The organism is Photobacterium sp. MCCC 1A19761, from assembly GCF_037389125.1.
Lineage (GTDB): Bacteria > Pseudomonadota > Gammaproteobacteria > Enterobacterales > Vibrionaceae > Photobacterium.
In genome coordinates, this window is record NZ_JAZGTF010000011.1 from 64,847 (window position 1) to 80,999 (window position 16,153).

Genomic DNA, 16,153 nt, shown 5'->3' on the forward strand with positions numbered 1-16,153 from the left:
AAAAAGGGCTCCCCGCGGGGAGCCCTTCTCAATCAGCATCTTCAGTTATAGATCATCCAAGACTTCAAGCTTGGTTGAACCGCCGTGAAACTTCTCGCGGCGACGCTGAACAACAGCATAGAACCCAGGGATTAACAAGGTTCCCGCCAACAGCACACACAACAGACCGCCGGTCAGTGACACACCCAATGAGTTCTGACTGATGTGACCCGCACCAGACGCAAAGATCAGTGGCAGAATCCCCAGGATGAACGACCAAGAGGTCATGTTCACCGCACGGAATCGCAGGATGCCTCCTCGGACCGATGCCTTGTCAATCGGCAGCTCTTGCTCCTCGCGCTCATTCTTGGCGAACTCCACAATCAGGATGGCATTCTTCGCCGCCAGCGCAATCAGCAACACCAAGCCGATCTGAGCATACAGGTTCAACGGTGTTCCGGTGGCAGCCAGTGCCAGGAAGGATCCCAGCGTCGCGACCGGGACCACCAGGATAATCGCCAACGGGATCCCCCAGCTTTCATACTGTGCGACCATAAACAGGTAGATGAAGATCAGAGCCAGAGCAAAGGCATAAATGGCCTGGTTCCCGGCAGCAATCTCCTGATAAGCCATGCCGGTCCACTCATACTGGTAGCCCAGAGGCAAGACTTCTGCCGCAACACGCTCCATGGCTGCAATCGCATCACCACTGGAGTAACCCGGGGCCGGACTGCCCTGAATGATGGCTGCACGATACATGTTGTAGCGCCAGGCGACATCCGGCTCAAACACCTGTTCAACCGAGACCAGAGTGCTGAGCGGGATCATCTTGCCGCTGGAAGAGCGAACGTGGAAGCGCTCCAGCGAATCCAGATCACTCCGGTACTGGCTGTCGGCCTGCACGGTCACCCGGAAATTCTTCCCGAACATCGTAAAGTCATTGATGTACATTGAGCCCAGGTTACCCTGTAGCGTCTGGAAGATGTCGGTCAGCGGAATCCCCAACTGCTTGGCTTTCACCCGGTCCACGTCCACATAGAAATGCGGCACGTTGGCACGGAACATACTGAAGGTATATTGGATTTCAGGTTGTGCATTCGCCTTTTGGATCAGCTCATTCATCACCTTCGCCAGCTCGGTTCGATCACGACCCAGGCTGTCTTCCAGCACGAATTCAAATCCGGATGCAGCGCCCATGCCCGGCACCGCCGGTGGTCCCATCGCAAAGACCGCCGCTTCTGGTACTTCGACTGCAGCACGCGCGTTAATCCGTTGCGTAATGGCAAAAGAAGAATGATCCCCTTCCAGCGCCTGGCGCTCTTCCCAGTCTTTCAGCTTCACGAACATCGAAGCGCCGTTCGAGGCTGCTGCGCCGGTCAGGAATGCGTAACCGTTAGCAACCGTCACCCCTTCTACCGCCGGCTCATCGGCGATCATCTGCTCCAGTTTCAGCGTCGTTTGCTCAGTTCGCGACAACGAAGCGGCATCCGGCAACTGAACATTCACCAGCATGATGCCTTTGTCTTCCTGCGGCACAAACGCGGTAGACGTATTATTCGACAAGTAACCCACTGCACCCAAAGCCGCAGCAAAGACCAGCAACAACACACTGGCTTTTCGGACCAGGAAGCCTGCTAACGCACCGTACTTCAAGGTCACTTTATCAAATGCCTTGTTGAAGGTTTGGAACCAACGGGACGTATTCTCTCCGCCTTGCTTAAGCACCAGAGAACACAGCGCTGGCGACAGGGTCAGAGCGTTAATGGATGAAATCAGAACAGAGATACAAATGGTCAGGGCAAACTGACGATACATGATCCCAGTGATCCCCGGCAGCATTGCGACTGGCAGGAACACTGCCAGCAGAACCAGCGTCGAGGTAATAATCGGCCCGGTCACTTCTTTCATCGCAATCAAGGTCGCTTGGCGCGGCGTCAGGCTTGGATCACGCTGCATGTTGGTATCAACGTTCTCAATCACCAGAATCGCATCATCCACCACGATACCAATCGCCAGGATCAGACCGAACAAGGTCACCGTGTTAATGGTGAAACCGGTCGCCAGCATGAAGGCAAAGGTCCCGATCAGAGATACCGGAATTGCCACTACCGGGATCAGGGTCGAGCGCACGCTTCCCAGGAACAGGTAAGTCACCGCGATCACCAGCAAGATGGCTTCAATCAGGGTCTTCACCACCCCTTTGATCGATTCCGCCACGAACAAGGTCGTATCGTAGCTGGTCTCATAGTCCATCCCGTCCGGCATGTTGACCTTCAGCTTCTCCAGCAGCGCCATCACGGCTTCACCGCTTTCCAGTGCGTTGGCATCTGATTGTAATGACAGCGCGACGATCGAAGCCGGCTGACCACGGAATTTCCCGTTACCATCATAGAACTTCTTACCCAGCTCAACGCGGGCAACATCTCGGAGGTAAACCACACTTCCGTCTGAGTTCGCACGAACCACAATGTTCTCAAATTCCTGAACGGACTCCAGACGACCTTTGGTTACCAGGCTGAATTGAACTTCCTGTACATTGTTAAACGGTGGTCCACCAACTTTACCGGCCGCAACCTGAACGTTTTGCTCTGCCAGCGATCGGTTAATATCAGACGTGGTCAGACCCAGACTCGCCATCCGCTCCGGATCCAGCCAGACACGCATCGCGTATTCACCGCCGCCGATCACGTTGACTTCACTGATCCCGGTGACACGCGCCAGCTGATCTTTCACATTCAGGTTAATGTAGTTGATCAGGAACTGGTCGTCGTACTTCCCATCCGGAGAGTAAAAGTTCAGCACCATCAGCAGGTCCGGTGAATTTTTTTTCACCGTCACGCCAACCATGCGGACTTCTTCCGGCAGCTTGGATTCAATCTGAGAAACCCGGTTCTGCACGTTGACCTGCGCCATGTCCGGATCCACATCAACATCGAACGTCACATTCAAGTTGTAGGAGCCGTCATTGGCACTCTTGGAAGACATGTAAATCATCCCTTCCACACCGTTGACCGACGCTTCGATCGGGTCTGCAACCGCTTCTTCAACAACCTCGGCACTAGCGCCCGAGTAATACGCTGTCACACTCACCGAAGGCGGACTAATCTTGGGATATTCTGCGATCGGCAGATTCACCAGAGCAATCGCACCCGCGAGGGTCAGCATAATGGACAGTACCAGCGCGAATTTCGGCCGCTGGATAAAAAATCGACTTAGCATGCCTTCCCCTTACGCTTGCGTTTGCTCAAGGCGAACCGTCATGCCGTTACGAACGCGCTGCAGCCCTTTGGTCAGCACCACGTCTCCTGGTTTCACGCCTTCTTGCACAATCACACCTTGTTCAGTCTGGGCACCCAGCACCACATTGCGACGTTCTGCAACATTGCCGTCCGTCAGCACCATCACGAAGTCACCTTCAAGATCACTTTGCACCGCACGACGTGGAATCACAGGCACTTTCACCGGCGTTTTTTCACGCAGCAGCACTTGAACGTGCTGGCCCGGCAGAAGTTGCTGATTCGGGTTAGCAAATTTTGCCCGGAGCGCGATAGTCCCGGTATCGAGATCAATTCGGTTACCGATAAAATCAACTACACCCGGATGTGCATATTCTTCGCCGTTGTTCAACGTCAGAACCACTTCAACATTGTCACGCCCTTCACCGCTGCCACTCAGACCATCAAGTCCCAGGTTAAGGCGGTGACGTTCGCTCACGTTAAAGGTCGTTTGCATTGGGTCCAGACTTACCAGCGTCGTCAGGACACCGGAAGCCGGAGAAACCAGATCGCCGATGCTCGCCTTGCTGTCACTGATCCGTCCGCTAAACGGTGCCACCACACGGGTGAATGACAAATCAATTTCTGCTGACTTCAGCTGGGCTTTTGCCGCTTTTAACTGCGCATCTGCATTGAGTTTGTCTGCGGTCGCTTTGTCATATTCTGACTGGCTGATACTGCCCTTCGGCAGCAGCCCCCTGGCACGTTGCCAGTCCAGCTCGGCACGTTTGAGGTTGGCTTCCGCCTGAGTGATCGCCGCCGTTGCGCTGGCAACTTTTGCTTCATAAGCAGAAGGGTCAATCTGGTACAACAACTGGCCTTGCTCAACCATTTCGCCTTCCGTGAAGTATCGCGCCTTCAGATAACCGGAAACCTGAGCCGTAATGGCCACGTCTTCCATGGCTTCTGTGCGTCCCACAAATTGTCGGCCGCGGTGATAATCGATCAGCGACACGTCTTGGGTCGCCACAACGGGACCTGCCGGTGCAGCAGCACCTGATGTTGTCTCGCCACAACCAACCAGCAAGCTGGTGCTGATCAGTGCCGCAATTGTGATTTTTCTTTTCATCTAATTGACCATCTGTATGTCATGAATTCCCAATGAAAACTGACGTCGCTGTGAGTGCAGTCTGTGGAATTGAACTAAGAGGCTGATAAAACTAGCATTCTGCATTTAACGAAAGCTGAATAGCCCATGGGTTGATGGCGGGTTTCCGGGGTAAAGATGTTTCAAATTATTTCACCCACCGGATAAGTGTTGCTAGCATAGCCATTTCAGACATTTAATCAGCAATCGCAAAGCGTTCACCCAACATCAAGGAAACTCAGGTTATGGACTTTTTCCCCGTATTCTTAAAATTGAACGATCGGAAGGTCATCGTGATCGGCGGCGGAGAGGTCGCATGCAGAAAAATCGATTTGCTTTATCAGGCGGGGGCCTGCATCACGCTGGTTTCACCCGCGATTCATCCCTACCTGTCTGGGCTGGTCGAGGAAAACAATATTGCATGGCTGCAACAGTCGTATCAGAAAGATGTACTCAGCGGATTTCATCAGGTGTGGGCGACCACGGATGATCCAGCACTGAACCATCAGATTTTCAAGGATGCCAATTCACTCGGGCTTTGGACCAATGTTGTTGATGATCCACAGCACTGCCATTTCATCACCCCGGCCATGGTCGATCGCTCTCCGATTCAGGTCGCCATTTCCAGTGGCGGAGCATCACCGGTACTCGTGCGCATGATCCGCGAGAAACTGGAAACCCAGTTGCCGCAAAACCTCAGCCTGCTGGCCGAGTATTCCGGTCAGCAGCGACAGCGGATTAAACAATTTTTCAGCACCGTCGATGAACGGCGCAAATTCTGGGAAAGATTTTTCAGATTGCCCGCGGTTGAAACGGCGACAACCCCGGCGCAGTTAGAGGCCGCGTTTTCGGACCTGCTCGAACAACCCAACCCAGTCGGCGGCTGTGTCTATTTGATCGAAACCGGTGTCGACCCTGAACTGCTCAGCCTAAAGGCACTCCGTCTGATGCAGCAGGCAGAGTATGTCCTTTACCCACAAGCCAGCGCACAATCCTTTATTGAGTTGTGCCGCCGGGATGCCGAGCGGGATAACTACGAACCCGACACGCTGGTGAATCAGATCAGCCAATGGATGCAAGAAGACTATCGTGTGTGTGTCCTGCTACCAAAACCGATAAGCGACCAAATGGCCGCCTCACTCGCAGAACAATTCCAGGGAATATTCGTACCCTGTGTGGGTTAATCCGAATGCTTGCCGTACAGCTGCCGCGATAACGCAACTTCGGATAGAAGGTGATTTCAGGTGGCAACGAATTCAGCTGGGCTAACAGAAACGCAAAAGCCGCACTGAGTGCGGCTTTTCATCATTCTCGCTGACTAAACCATTGTTTAGTCCATTTCAGGCACAGTATCTGTCTTTGGCTGGGTCATGACTTTGTGTACCCAGAGGCCCGAAGCCTTCATACAGTAGCCAAAGACGGCCCCCAGGATCAATGACGGCACAACCAATTGCCAGTCACCGTCCGAAGCAAATGTTGCACAAGAGCCAATGAACGTCCCTGGAATGAAGCTCAGCCAGGATTGTTTGGCTTGTACACACATCAAAAACGCAACCACCGCCGTAATCACATAACCAATCACTTCCAGACCAGCCAAGGTGGACAGGTGGATAATAACCATCGCCCAAAAGACGCCGCTCATATTGGTCACAATACTCAGACCCAAGCCTTTCAGACCATCCTTCGGGGAAGCAAAATAAGTGGTGCATCCCAGGAAACCGGCCCAGCTGAGTAAGCCCAAAGATACGGCAACCCAGCCCCATATTCCCGAAAGAAGTCCGGTTGTGATTGCAATTGCGACCAATACTGACATGTCAGAAACTCTCATTAACACGGTAAGGAAACAGTCTAATGAACATTCTGAATTAATAATCAGATATTGATCACATTACAAATGAAACAAAGAAAAACACAGCAACAGCATAGTGATCTTTATCACTAAACTGGTGTTATACCCAAATGCAGGAGTTCACTTCACGCGCTATAGAGAAGACCACTGTCAACGATGCGTTTCCTAGAGTAGACAATCAGGTCATACTGAGTTTGCGAGTGAACCGAAAAATATGTGAATCCAATAGGCTGGTGACAAACCTCTATGGTAAGTTAGCCCGGTTTCTTCACAACTGAACAGCCAGAATAGATCGCCTGTTCAACCAATTATCACGGAGCGTTCATGGGACCACTAATGCTTGATGTCGCCGGCTATGAGCTGGATGCCGAAGAGCGTGAGATTATCCAACATCCAACAGTTGGTGGAATTATCTTTTTTGCCCGGAATTACCACGATCGTCAGCAACTCAGGGCGTTGGTTCGGGAAATACGCAATACCGCAAAACGCCCGCTCCTGATTGCAGTCGATCAGGAAGGCGGCCGAGTGCAACGCTTTCGCGACGGATTCACCCGCCTGCCACCAGCCAAAGCCTTTGCTGCACAGCCCAATGGCGAAAACCTTGCGCATCTGGGCGGTTGGCTGATGGCAGCCGAGTTGTTGGCGATGGATATCGATCTGAGCCTGGCACCGGTGTTGGATTTAGGGTTTGACTGTAAAGCCATCGGGGATCGCGCGTTTTCTGATGATCCGCAGCAAGTGATTCGGTTTGCCAGCCCGTTTATCCGCGGAATGAAACAAGCCGGTATGGCGGCCACCGGGAAACACTTTCCCGGCCATGGCGGCGTGATTGCCGACTCGCATCTGGAAACACCGATCGATTCACGCGATCACATCATGCAACATGACATGGTCGTTTTTCAGCAATTAATCCGGGATGGACTACTCGATGCCATGATGCCGGCGCATGTTGTATTTGACGCGTATGATGATCAGCCGGCCAGCGGCTCTCAATTCTGGCTCAAACAGGTGCTGCGTCAAGACCTCAACTTCGGCGGGATCATTTTCTCCGATGATCTGAATATGAAAGGTGCCGATGTTCTGGGCAGTTACAGCGAACGGGCAATCGCCGCACAGGAAGCAGGATGCGACATGGTGATGCTGTGTAACAATCGTGAAGGTGCCATCCAGGCACTAGACGGCCTGCCGCAGACGCAAGTGCCACAGGTCCAGACCCTGTGTAAACAGCCTACCGGAGAGTACTCAGATTTGATCAACACGCGAATGTGGCAAGAAACTCAGTCGCAAATTCAGCGACTGGCTACCGAGTGGCAAGAGCAAAACGCCTGACGATTTTACAGATTCGCAGACCCCATTGAGATGGTGATACCATCTCTGCGGGGTCACTCTTATCGATAAACTCGGTTGCTGTATCAGCGGCCGTGCTGCTTAATGTCTTGAACGCTTGATTACTTGGTTTTCTGGACGCTGAGAATTAACTCCCCCTTCCCTTACGAGTGCCAAGCCAACAAGCTAAGGCACAACAAAACAGCCCCTCTGTTACGCCAGGCAGGTTGCCAGTTTTTCTTCACGGGGTGAGGACGTAATGCCTTTGCAGAAAAACGCAAAATCTTTAAAGGTCATGGGCTTACCAAAGTAATACCCCTGCTGCAAATAAACGCCCTGAGCAGCCAGGTAACGGGACTGCTCTTCAGTTTCAACACCCTCGGCAATCATCTCCATCCCCGCTTCCCGACCAAAGGCAATAATCGAGTCCAGCAGTGATAGTTTCAGATCTTTGGTGCCGATATTATCGACAAACATCTTATCAATTTTCAGGCTTCGAATGTTCAGTTGTTGGATATAACTGAACCCGCCATAGCCGGTCCCGGCATCATCAAGTTTGACATCAATACCACGACTGCGTAGCTGCTCAATCACATCGGACGCCATGGTGAGGTTGGTAAATTGCTTGCGCTCGGTCACTTCGAAGGCAATTTGTTCCGGCATAATGTCGGAATGAGCCAGCAACGCCAGCGACTTTTCCATGATTTCCAAACTTTCCAACTGATCCGGAACCACATTGATACTGATCACCTGTTTGGTCATCTGCCAGTTCAATTTACTCATCTCTCCAACAGCTTTCTCGATCAATTGCTCGGTAATGGGGAGGATCTGACCGCTCTTTTCCACATAAGGGATAAACTCCATCGGGGGGACGACGCCCTGCCCGGGACGCAGCCATCGGGCCAGCATTTCACAGCCATATAAAGAATTGGTCGAAACGTCAACGATCGGCTGGTAATACGGAATGAACTCCTGCCGGGCTAATCCCCGCTCAACCAGCGCATGCAAAGAGATACTGCGTCGTTTGTAGACCCGGTAAAGAGAGAGCGAGAGTGCGGCCATAATCGCCCCCAGCATGAATAACGGCAGCCAAAGGTCGGCTTGATATGCCGCAAGCAGTTGTGGGCGGATAAAGGTATTCACCTGTAAACCATCCAGAATCGTCGTGCGAAACAGCGGCTCTTCGTCCAATAGCCCGATATCCCCGCGCCAGTATGCAACCGTCGGGTTACTCACTGAGGTTAAAACACTCAATACACAGTCCTGGCAATACTTATTCTTTAACGACTCCGAGACCAGTGGCTCAAGATGAACGGTCAACTGCCCCTGCGCTCCCTGCCACTTCGCGGCCAATAAAGTTCCCTGCTCTGCATCATTGGCCACCCACAATGACACCTCCGGGGAGAGGTGGCTTAGGAGTGGCATCAAATGCGAGTCCGCCTGGGCGCTTTGATAGCTACTGCACTCCCCGCCATGATGAGGGCTCAGTGACATCCGCTTGATCACAAAATTGCGATAAACAATGGTATTGAGTTGCGCCTGATCGGCCGGGCTACAATCAAATTCAAACTCTTGCGATAACGTGGTCAGTAATCCGGGCAATTGTTCGAGCCGCATGGAATACGTACCGAGCAGCTCATTCGAGTCAGCGTTGATCCGATAAGAGAGATAATATTGAGCGGTGGGGTTACTGAGCAGCGAGAACAGGATTGCTATCCCGAGAATAAAGCCGAAAGATAAAATATTCTGCCGAACAGACATGTTTTGATTCGACGTTTTATCACCTAAGGCATTGTTGCGTTTACCAAATACCATTCTTAAATCATACCTTTTTACCATAGCCCAAAGCGGGTGCATAACCAGCCTTAAACCAGAGTACGTCGTCCGCGCTTATATACAACCATATTCATTAATAAGGAGGTTAACAAGCAGCAGGCGGAAGATCACTTACGAGTCAGATCACGACTTGGTAAAATTTATAAAAATGTAAGGAAGCTCAGACGTGTTTGGTGGGGATTGAATTCAAGATTAAATCAGACAAAGCGCAGGCAGGTTATATAAGCCTATGTTGAAAAACGGCTGAATATTGAAAGAGATAGGCTGAGTGAAAGGAATGACCCGCCTTGGCGCAAGGACACGCCCGTTTACCATTCAAAAACAAAGGCGCCTATTCGCGCCAGTGTTGTTAAAGAGAGTCTCGGGAGTAGTCGATACCTTTTGTGCATTTCTTCTCTTTGACAATAATAAAAGCTGCACCAAAAATGAAGGCAATGACTAACAAAGTTTCCATAACGAACCTTAACCATCTAAAACTGGGTGAACCAACATCACCGTCGCTACCAAGTGATGTTGCCGAAAAGGGTGTAATCAGGTCTAAAGATTGTTTCTGAACTAAAAGCAATTTTTAGACTGTCGATAAGATACCCCACCTGAGTGTTTTATGCACGAATTGGTTACCTGAATGTGATAAAAAAGGCTGTAACCGAGACGTACCACTTACATTTGATGTCACAATCCCTGAAACAAGTTAAATTTAGCCAAATTTCAGTTACATGAAATCCAAAATTAGTCTTAATTTTATCGGGTTGATGTGACATCTAGCACGCACATTCTGTGTAAATAACCATCAGATGGCCAGTAAAAGTTGAATGATATTTCTTTGTTTAATTTATTAGAAAATCTTATGAGCTCGGATTGGTTATTGATGTACTTAATGCGAGGAACAGAACAAGCCGACTTCAGGAGAAGTCGGCTTTCAGAATATTACAACCAGCGTTCCTGGCCGGTGAAGGTAACGGACAACCAGGTGTCACCCAGATCGCTCGATAACTCTTCCCAGAGTAGCTGACGAATGAAGTCTTGGCGTTTTGTGGTCCAGTAAGCATCATTTTTTACCAGGATGTTAACTTCCAGATCGTACTGACGACCCGACTTGGCAAAATGGTGCGTGTAACCATCAAAATGATATTGACGTGACAGCCGCTGAATGACCCGATCTACATGCTGTTGCGTTGTATCCTGCGGAGCAAGCAGCAGTACTTCCCTGAGATTACGCTTAAGCACTTTCACCGGAAGGACTGAAGCTGCAATCGCCAGCGTCGAAACCAAAATCGGGTCGACATACGCATTCCAGCGGGAGTAGCCAAAATAATCAAACAGCATCACCAACAAGAAACCGACCAGAATCGCCGCGCTGAGAATGCCATCAACCAACCACTCCTGCGAGTCCACCCGGACCAACTCCGATGCTTCCTTGTTAGCAATCCGTGTTTCAGCTGCATAAATGGAAAAACAACAGACAGTCGACAACACAGCGTAGACAAGGGCATGCTCTAAAACAATGTCATGGCCTCCGTTGACAATGGTTTGCACACCACTGATCAATGCAAAGATGCAAGTCACCAGGATAAGCAAGCCATTGACGACATTGATCAGCGGTTCAATGTGCGCATAGCCAAACTGGAATTGTCGGTCGTCAGGTCTTGAGACCAAGTAGGCGGTATACAGGCTTAAACCTGTCATCCCCATACTCAAAAGTGAAAACATGCCGTCGAGTAAAATGGCACTGGATCCGACATATAATCCATAGCCAATCCCCAAGCTGGCAAGCAGTACGGTACCAACCAGGGACATTTTTAGCGCTAAACGCTCCTTACTAACTTTACGGCTGATAGCCATAAGTTCCTCCTCATCTTTCAGCAAAGTATACAAAACGTGATCTACACCATATCATGAATCACAGTCTATTGAATATCGGCAATTTTTGACTGGCGCTATTTCTCATCGGTTCCCCATTAAGATAGCACCAGATTATGGAAATTTTATTAAACCCTTGAAATTAGGATCAATTGCATACTTCCCTGCCATGCACCGCTTGGTGCCTTCAGGAAAATAACGAACAACCTTATCGGTCAAAAACCTCGTTCAGCCACTGCCCGAACTCTTTCTTTTTGAGGGCCATGGGTAATGTCGCCTGCAACTTACCTTTTTTAAACACCATCACCGTCGGTACACCACGCACTTTATAGCGGGACGCCAGCGCCTGATTTTGCTGGACATTCAGCCGAACGAAACGAAGTGACTTCTGTCGTTCAGCCGCCACTTGCTCAACAATGGGCTTAAAGGTCCGACACGGTGCGCAGTTTTGGCCCCAAAAAGTAACCACGACAGGTTTCGGGCTCTGAATCAGTGATTCAAAGTTCTTGCCGTCCGCTTCGACAGGCTGACCATCCAACACCGGGCGATGACAGTGATCGCACTTTATGGTGTTAGACAAAGCCTGCACAGAAAAAGTTGCACCTTGTTGGCAGTGCGGGCAAGAGACAGAAAAGATTTTCATGAGGGATCCGGTAAATACAACAAAGGACCCGGTAAGCATACCAAGTATCCAGCATTGTATCACTCAGATTCAGTAACGCCGACTTTCAGCATCTGGTAATTAGCCAGCCACGCTTCCTCTTCCGATGTTGCCTACTGCGCTTCACGTTGAAGCTGCAAGCGCTCAATGTCACTGAAAAAGTTGATCATCTTCGCCCGACTGACACTGTATTCGAATCCGGTCCCGGCACAATAATCCTGGTCAAACTGTTTCATACCTTTGTTTTTCAACCAGATATACTCACATTGTGCATGCAGCTCACAAGCGTGATCGCGCTCGTTTCTGAGTTGGGACCAATAGGTCGAAAAATGCTCCAGGGCATAATTTAACTGCTCATAGTTATCTGCCGTCAGCTCTGGTCGCAAGGTTTTCAATTCTTGCTGCCGCTCGCTCATAAAGGTTTGAAACGTGCTGGACAAGTTATCGACGGAGGCAGCATAACACTGCTTCTCGACGAAGCTTCTCTTCTGCCCGACTACATCGGTCACGGCCTCCTGCGAAGTGCAAGCCGCAACAAAAAACATCAACAATAAACTGCTTAATAATTTCATCGCGCACCACAAAAGCGTCTGAATCCCGAAATGCCTTCTAAGTATGATCGACCCGCTCGAATTGGACCGTCAAATCGCTCAGCCGTCTTAACAATAAGACACCACTCAACCGGCACTTTTTTGCTCAAGGCAACGTGAAATGCCACCAACACAAGTTCCGTCGCGACAACATCCGGACAAAAAACAGAATACGGCCAATTTATCAGCATATTTCACTGTAATGATAGCTTTACTGCTTTATTGTTGACTGCCATAAGCAGAATTTTAACATCTTGATTACAATTATTATTACTTGGTTATACCAAGACTTACGTGGACCAAACTTGATTGAGCTTCGATATCGGGCTCTGTGTGACAGGTATAGCCAATTCTATTGATTTGCTGTCCGCCTCTTCCGAGGCAGCAACAGAAGGAGCTTGGGATGAATGTTCAGGCCTTACCGATGCAACGCTACATTGATCATCAGGGTTGTCTTGTCGATCAACTTCCTGCATGGGCTGATCAGTCAACATTGACAGGGTTTTACCGGGATATGGTGATGACCCGAATCTACGATAACAAAGCAATTGCGCTACAACGGACCGGGAAACTGGGGACCTACCCCTCTCACTTGGGTGCGGAGGCAGTCGGCATTGCCGTCGGGCGCGCCCTCAAACCTGAAGATGTGTTTATCCCCTACTACCGGGATATGCCTTCCATGTGGGTCCGGGGCATCGGCATGGAAAAAAATCTGCAATATTGGGGCGGTGATGAGCGTGGTAGTGATTTCTTAACCGCTGACGGCCAACCAAGCCGGGATCTCCCGTTTTGTGTGCCGATAGCTACCCAGTGTACCCATGCTGTCGGGGTTGCCGCTGCCCTGAAAATCCAGGGGAAACATCAGGCCGCACTGGTCACTTGCGGTGACGGCGCGACATCAAAAGGTGACTTTCTCGAATCTCTCAACTGTGCCGGCGTCTGGAACATCCCACTGGTCTTTGTTATCAACAACAACCAATGGGCGATTTCCGTTCCGCGGTCCATTCAGTGCGGCGCTGAGTTTTTATCTGATAAGGCTCAGGGCGCAGGCATTCAGGGACTCACCGTTGACGGCAACGATGTCGTCGCCATGTATGATGCTGTGCTTAAGAGCCTGGATAAAGCCCGAAAAGGCAAAGGCGCAACTTTAATCGAGGCCATCAGTTACCGGCTCAGCGATCACACCACGGCCGATGATGCCAGTCGTTATCGCAGTGAAGATGAGCTGCAACAGGCCTGGGCATATGAGCCAATTTCTCGGTTGAAAAAATATCTGGTCAGCCAGGGTTGGTGGTCTGAAACCGACGAGGAAAGCTGGACGGCGCACTGCCGTGAGGTGGTCGAACAAGCCGTCAAACGCTATGAATCCCTGCCGCCTCAGGCGCCGGAAGCAGCGTTTGATTATCTGTATGAGTCTTTGGATAACGATCTCCATCAACAACGGGATCACCTGATCAATAAAGCAATGCGAATGCATGGAGGTCGCCATGGCTGAATTGACCCTATTAGAATCAGTAAACCTGGCCCTGCATTATGAAATGACCCACGACCCGAATGTCGTCGTCCTGGGTGAAGACGTGGGTGACAACGGCGGCGTCTTCCGGGCAACGGTCGGACTCAAAGAAAAATTCGGGTGCAAACGGGTCATCGACTCCCCGCTCGCAGAGGCGCTCATCGGTGGCGTCGCTGTCGGGATGGCGACTCAGGGGCTACGGCCGGTCGCGGAGTTTCAGTTTCAGGGATTCGTCTTCCCGGCGATGGAGCACCTGATGTGCCACGCCGCCCGGATGAGGAACCGGACGCGCGGACGCCTGACCTGCCCGGCCGTCTTCCGAGCGCCGTTCGGGGGCGGGATCCATGCACCCGAACATCACTCAGAAAGTATTGAAGCTTTGTTTGCTCACATTCCCGGATTGCGGATTGTCATTCCTTCATCCCCGCAGCGGGCGTACGGCCTGTTGCTGGGCGCAATTCGCAGCAACGATCCCATTATGTTCTTTGAGCCCAAGCGCATCTACCGCACCGTCAAGTCCAATGTGGAAGATGACGGCGCGGCTCTGCCGCTCGATACCTGTTTCACCTTGCGCAAGGGACGGGATCTGACCTTGGTCACCTGGGGCGCTTGTGTCGTTGAATCACTTCAGGCGGCAGCAAGCCTGTCTCGCCGGGGGATTGAGGCCGAAGTCATTGACGTTGCCAGTATTAAACCACTGGATATGGCAACCATTTACAAATCGCTTGAACGCACCGGTCGACTTCTGGTCGTCCACGAAGCCTGCCAGACCAATGGGGTTGGCGCGGAAATTCTGGCCCGGGCAGCCGAGCATGCCATGTGCTTGCTCAAAGCGCCGCCGAAGCGGGTCACCGGAATGGATACCGTGATGCCGTATTACCGAAACGAAGACTATTTTATGATCCAGGAAGAAGACATCATTGAGGCAGCAACTGCGCTTGTGGAGGGATGGAAATGAAGTCATTTACTTTGCCTGATCTCGGAGAAGGCCTTGCAGAATCAGAAATCATTGCCTGGCATGTTGAAGTGGGCGACACCGTCGAAGTTGACCAGGTGATGCTGACCGTTGAAACCGCCAAGGCCACGGTAGATGTCCCCGCCCCATACAGCGGCACAATTGTTAGCCGATACGGCAATGAAGGGGATGTGATCAGCATCGGCAGCCTGCTGCTGGAAATCGAAGATCAGGAATCAGCATTGCAAAGCCAAAAAAGTGCGGCAAAATCGGATGCCGCGACAGTCGTCGGCAGCGTGTCTCACCAAAGCCATAACGTCAACGTGGATGAATACTGGGTTGGCAGCGCCTCCCAACACACCATGACGCGATCCGAGACCCTGACCGCGATGCCTTCAGCGCGTATACTGGCACAAAAACTCGGGGTTGATTTGCACAAGTTAAAAGGCAGCGGGCCATCCGGCGTCATTCTGGATGCCGATGTGTATAACGCTTGTGATCAACAACTGCCGGGAACCGAGGTCCTCAAAGGCGCGCGCCGAACCATGGTCAGCACCATGACCGCGTCGCACCAGCAGGTTGCAGCCGTGACCATTACGGAAGAAGCAAATCTGGAACACTGGGAGGAAGGTGAAGATATCACCAGCCGTCTGGTGATGGCGATCGTCCAAGCTTGCCAGCAAGAGCCAGCTCTCAATGCCTGGTTTGATGCTGAAACCATGACCCGTTGCGTCCACAACACCGTGAATCTCGGTCTGGCTGTCGACAGCCCGCACGGTCTGTATGTTCCAGTCCTGCGCGAAGCAGATGAATATCGCGCCGGCGGCATTCGCAAGTGGGTCAATGAGACCGTGGCCGGGATCCGAGAGCGAAAAATCGGCCGCGAGCAATTGCAACATGCCACCATCACCCTCACCAACTTCGGGGCAATCGCAGGCATCTTTGCCACGCCGGTGGTCACGCCGCCGCAAGTGGCCATTGTCGGTGCCGGTCGGATCGTGGAAAAACTGGTGCTCCGCAACAATCAACCAGTTTCCGTGAAAACCATACCTTTGTGCATGACCTTCGACCATCGTGCTTGTACCGGCGGAGAAGCCGCCCGGTTTATGAAAGTGCTGGTGAAAGCGCTGGAATCAAGTCACGCCTGATCACCCGATGCATCCGACAATAACAAAAATGCCAGTCTTACGACTGGCATCTTTCTATTAAGCAGGGGTTGCCG

General features: G+C 51.4%; 12 protein-coding genes. 5 read left to right on the top strand and 7 right to left on the bottom strand.

Annotation, left to right across the window (positions count from 1 at the left end; genetic code table 11):
* Window positions 1-45 precede the first annotated feature (45 nt).
* Together VV869_RS13155 and VV869_RS13160 are read right to left on the bottom strand one after the other, a co-directional pair.
* Window positions 46-3,198 (bottom strand): efflux RND transporter permease subunit, encoded by a 3,153-nt coding sequence (locus VV869_RS13155; protein WP_337735365.1) that lies wholly within the window; start codon window positions 3,196-3,198, stop codon window positions 46-48.
* 9 nt (window positions 3,199-3,207) lie between these two features.
* Complete coding sequence (locus VV869_RS13160) at window positions 3,208-4,323, bottom strand: efflux RND transporter periplasmic adaptor subunit (RefSeq protein WP_337735366.1); 1,116 nt, start codon at window positions 4,321-4,323, stop codon at window positions 3,208-3,210.
* Between the two features lie 263 nt (window positions 4,324-4,586).
* On the opposite strand from VV869_RS13160, the gene VV869_RS13165 reads away from it, so the two are divergent.
* Window positions 4,587-5,525: a precorrin-2 dehydrogenase/sirohydrochlorin ferrochelatase family protein gene (locus VV869_RS13165; RefSeq protein ID WP_337735367.1), complete on the top strand. Its 939-nt coding sequence runs from the start codon at window positions 4,587-4,589 to the stop codon at window positions 5,523-5,525.
* A gap of 146 nt (window positions 5,526-5,671) precedes the next feature.
* Here VV869_RS13165 and VV869_RS13170 read toward each other — a convergent pair whose 3' ends face one another.
* Window positions 5,672-6,154 carry a DUF1097 domain-containing protein gene (locus VV869_RS13170; RefSeq protein ID WP_337735368.1) on the bottom strand — a complete coding sequence of 161 codons (483 nt, stop codon included), beginning with the start codon at window positions 6,152-6,154 and terminating at the stop codon, window positions 5,672-5,674.
* Between the two features lie 360 nt (window positions 6,155-6,514).
* Between VV869_RS13170 and nagZ the strand changes: the two genes are divergently transcribed.
* On the top strand, window positions 6,515-7,519 hold the full coding sequence (gene nagZ, locus VV869_RS13175; protein ID WP_337735369.1) for a beta-N-acetylhexosaminidase: 1,005 nt from the start codon (window positions 6,515-6,517) through the stop codon (window positions 7,517-7,519).
* Window positions 7,520-7,729: 210 nt separating this feature from the next.
* Here the strand turns inward: nagZ and VV869_RS13180 are convergent, their stop codons facing one another.
* The 4 genes from VV869_RS13180 to VV869_RS13195 form a co-directional block, all read right to left on the bottom strand.
* Window positions 7,730-9,331 (bottom strand): EAL domain-containing protein, encoded by a 1,602-nt coding sequence (locus VV869_RS13180; RefSeq protein ID WP_337735370.1) that lies wholly within the window; start codon window positions 9,329-9,331, stop codon window positions 7,730-7,732.
* Between the two features lie 948 nt (window positions 9,332-10,279).
* The gene (locus VV869_RS13185; RefSeq protein WP_337735371.1) at window positions 10,280-11,194 is read right to left on the bottom strand and encodes a cation diffusion facilitator family transporter; all 915 of its coding nucleotides are present in this window, start codon (window positions 11,192-11,194) and stop codon (window positions 10,280-10,282) included.
* Between the two features lie 226 nt (window positions 11,195-11,420).
* Complete coding sequence (trxC, locus tag VV869_RS13190; protein WP_337735372.1) at window positions 11,421-11,855, bottom strand: thioredoxin TrxC; 435 nt, start codon at window positions 11,853-11,855, stop codon at window positions 11,421-11,423.
* 131 nt (window positions 11,856-11,986) lie between these two features.
* Entirely contained in the window at window positions 11,987-12,382 is a 396-nt protein-coding gene (locus VV869_RS13195; RefSeq protein ID WP_337735373.1) for a hypothetical protein, read from the bottom strand.
* A gap of 484 nt (window positions 12,383-12,866) precedes the next feature.
* Here VV869_RS13195 and pdhA point away from each other — a divergent pair, with 484 nt between their 5' ends.
* From pdhA to VV869_RS13210, 3 genes are read left to right on the top strand one after another with little or no spacing between them, the layout of a single operon-like run.
* Complete coding sequence (pdhA, locus tag VV869_RS13200) at window positions 12,867-13,958, top strand: pyruvate dehydrogenase (acetyl-transferring) E1 component subunit alpha (RefSeq protein ID WP_337735374.1); 1,092 nt, start codon at window positions 12,867-12,869, stop codon at window positions 13,956-13,958.
* Entirely contained in the window at window positions 13,951-14,934 is a 984-nt protein-coding gene (locus tag VV869_RS13205) for an alpha-ketoacid dehydrogenase subunit beta (protein WP_337735375.1), read from the top strand. Before pdhA ends, VV869_RS13205 begins: the two co-directional genes overlap by 8 nt.
* Window positions 14,931-16,079 carry a dihydrolipoamide acetyltransferase family protein gene (locus tag VV869_RS13210; RefSeq protein ID WP_337735376.1) on the top strand — a complete coding sequence of 383 codons (1,149 nt, stop codon included), beginning with the start codon at window positions 14,931-14,933 and terminating at the stop codon, window positions 16,077-16,079. Before VV869_RS13205 ends, VV869_RS13210 begins: the two co-directional genes overlap by 4 nt.
* Window positions 16,080-16,153: the final 74 nt, after the last annotated feature.

What these genes read in the sequence shown, in the direction of transcription:
- VV869_RS13155 (WP_337735365.1), bottom strand. Translation starts at nt 3,198, where the DNA reads ATGCTAAGTCGATTTTTTATCCAGCGGCCGAAATTCGCGCTGGTACTG.
- VV869_RS13160 (WP_337735366.1), bottom strand. Translation starts at nt 4,323, where the DNA reads ATGAAAAGAAAAATCACAATTGCGGCACTGATCAGCACCAGCTTGCTG.
- VV869_RS13165 (WP_337735367.1), top strand. Translation starts at nt 4,587, where the DNA reads ATGGACTTTTTCCCCGTATTCTTAAAATTGAACGATCGGAAGGTCATC.
- VV869_RS13170 (WP_337735368.1), bottom strand. Translation starts at nt 6,154, where the DNA reads ATGTCAGTATTGGTCGCAATTGCAATCACAACCGGACTTCTTTCGGGA.
- nagZ (WP_337735369.1), top strand. Translation starts at nt 6,515, where the DNA reads ATGGGACCACTAATGCTTGATGTCGCCGGCTATGAGCTGGATGCCGAA.
- VV869_RS13180 (WP_337735370.1), bottom strand. Translation starts at nt 9,331, where the DNA reads ATGGTATTTGGTAAACGCAACAATGCCTTAGGTGATAAAACGTCGAAT.
- VV869_RS13185 (WP_337735371.1), bottom strand. Translation starts at nt 11,194, where the DNA reads ATGGCTATCAGCCGTAAAGTTAGTAAGGAGCGTTTAGCGCTAAAAATG.
- trxC (WP_337735372.1), bottom strand. Translation starts at nt 11,855, where the DNA reads ATGAAAATCTTTTCTGTCTCTTGCCCGCACTGCCAACAAGGTGCAACT.
- pdhA (WP_337735374.1), top strand. Translation starts at nt 12,867, where the DNA reads ATGAATGTTCAGGCCTTACCGATGCAACGCTACATTGATCATCAGGGT.
- VV869_RS13205 (WP_337735375.1), top strand. Translation starts at nt 13,951, where the DNA reads ATGGCTGAATTGACCCTATTAGAATCAGTAAACCTGGCCCTGCATTAT.
- VV869_RS13210 (WP_337735376.1), top strand. Translation starts at nt 14,931, where the DNA reads ATGAAGTCATTTACTTTGCCTGATCTCGGAGAAGGCCTTGCAGAATCA.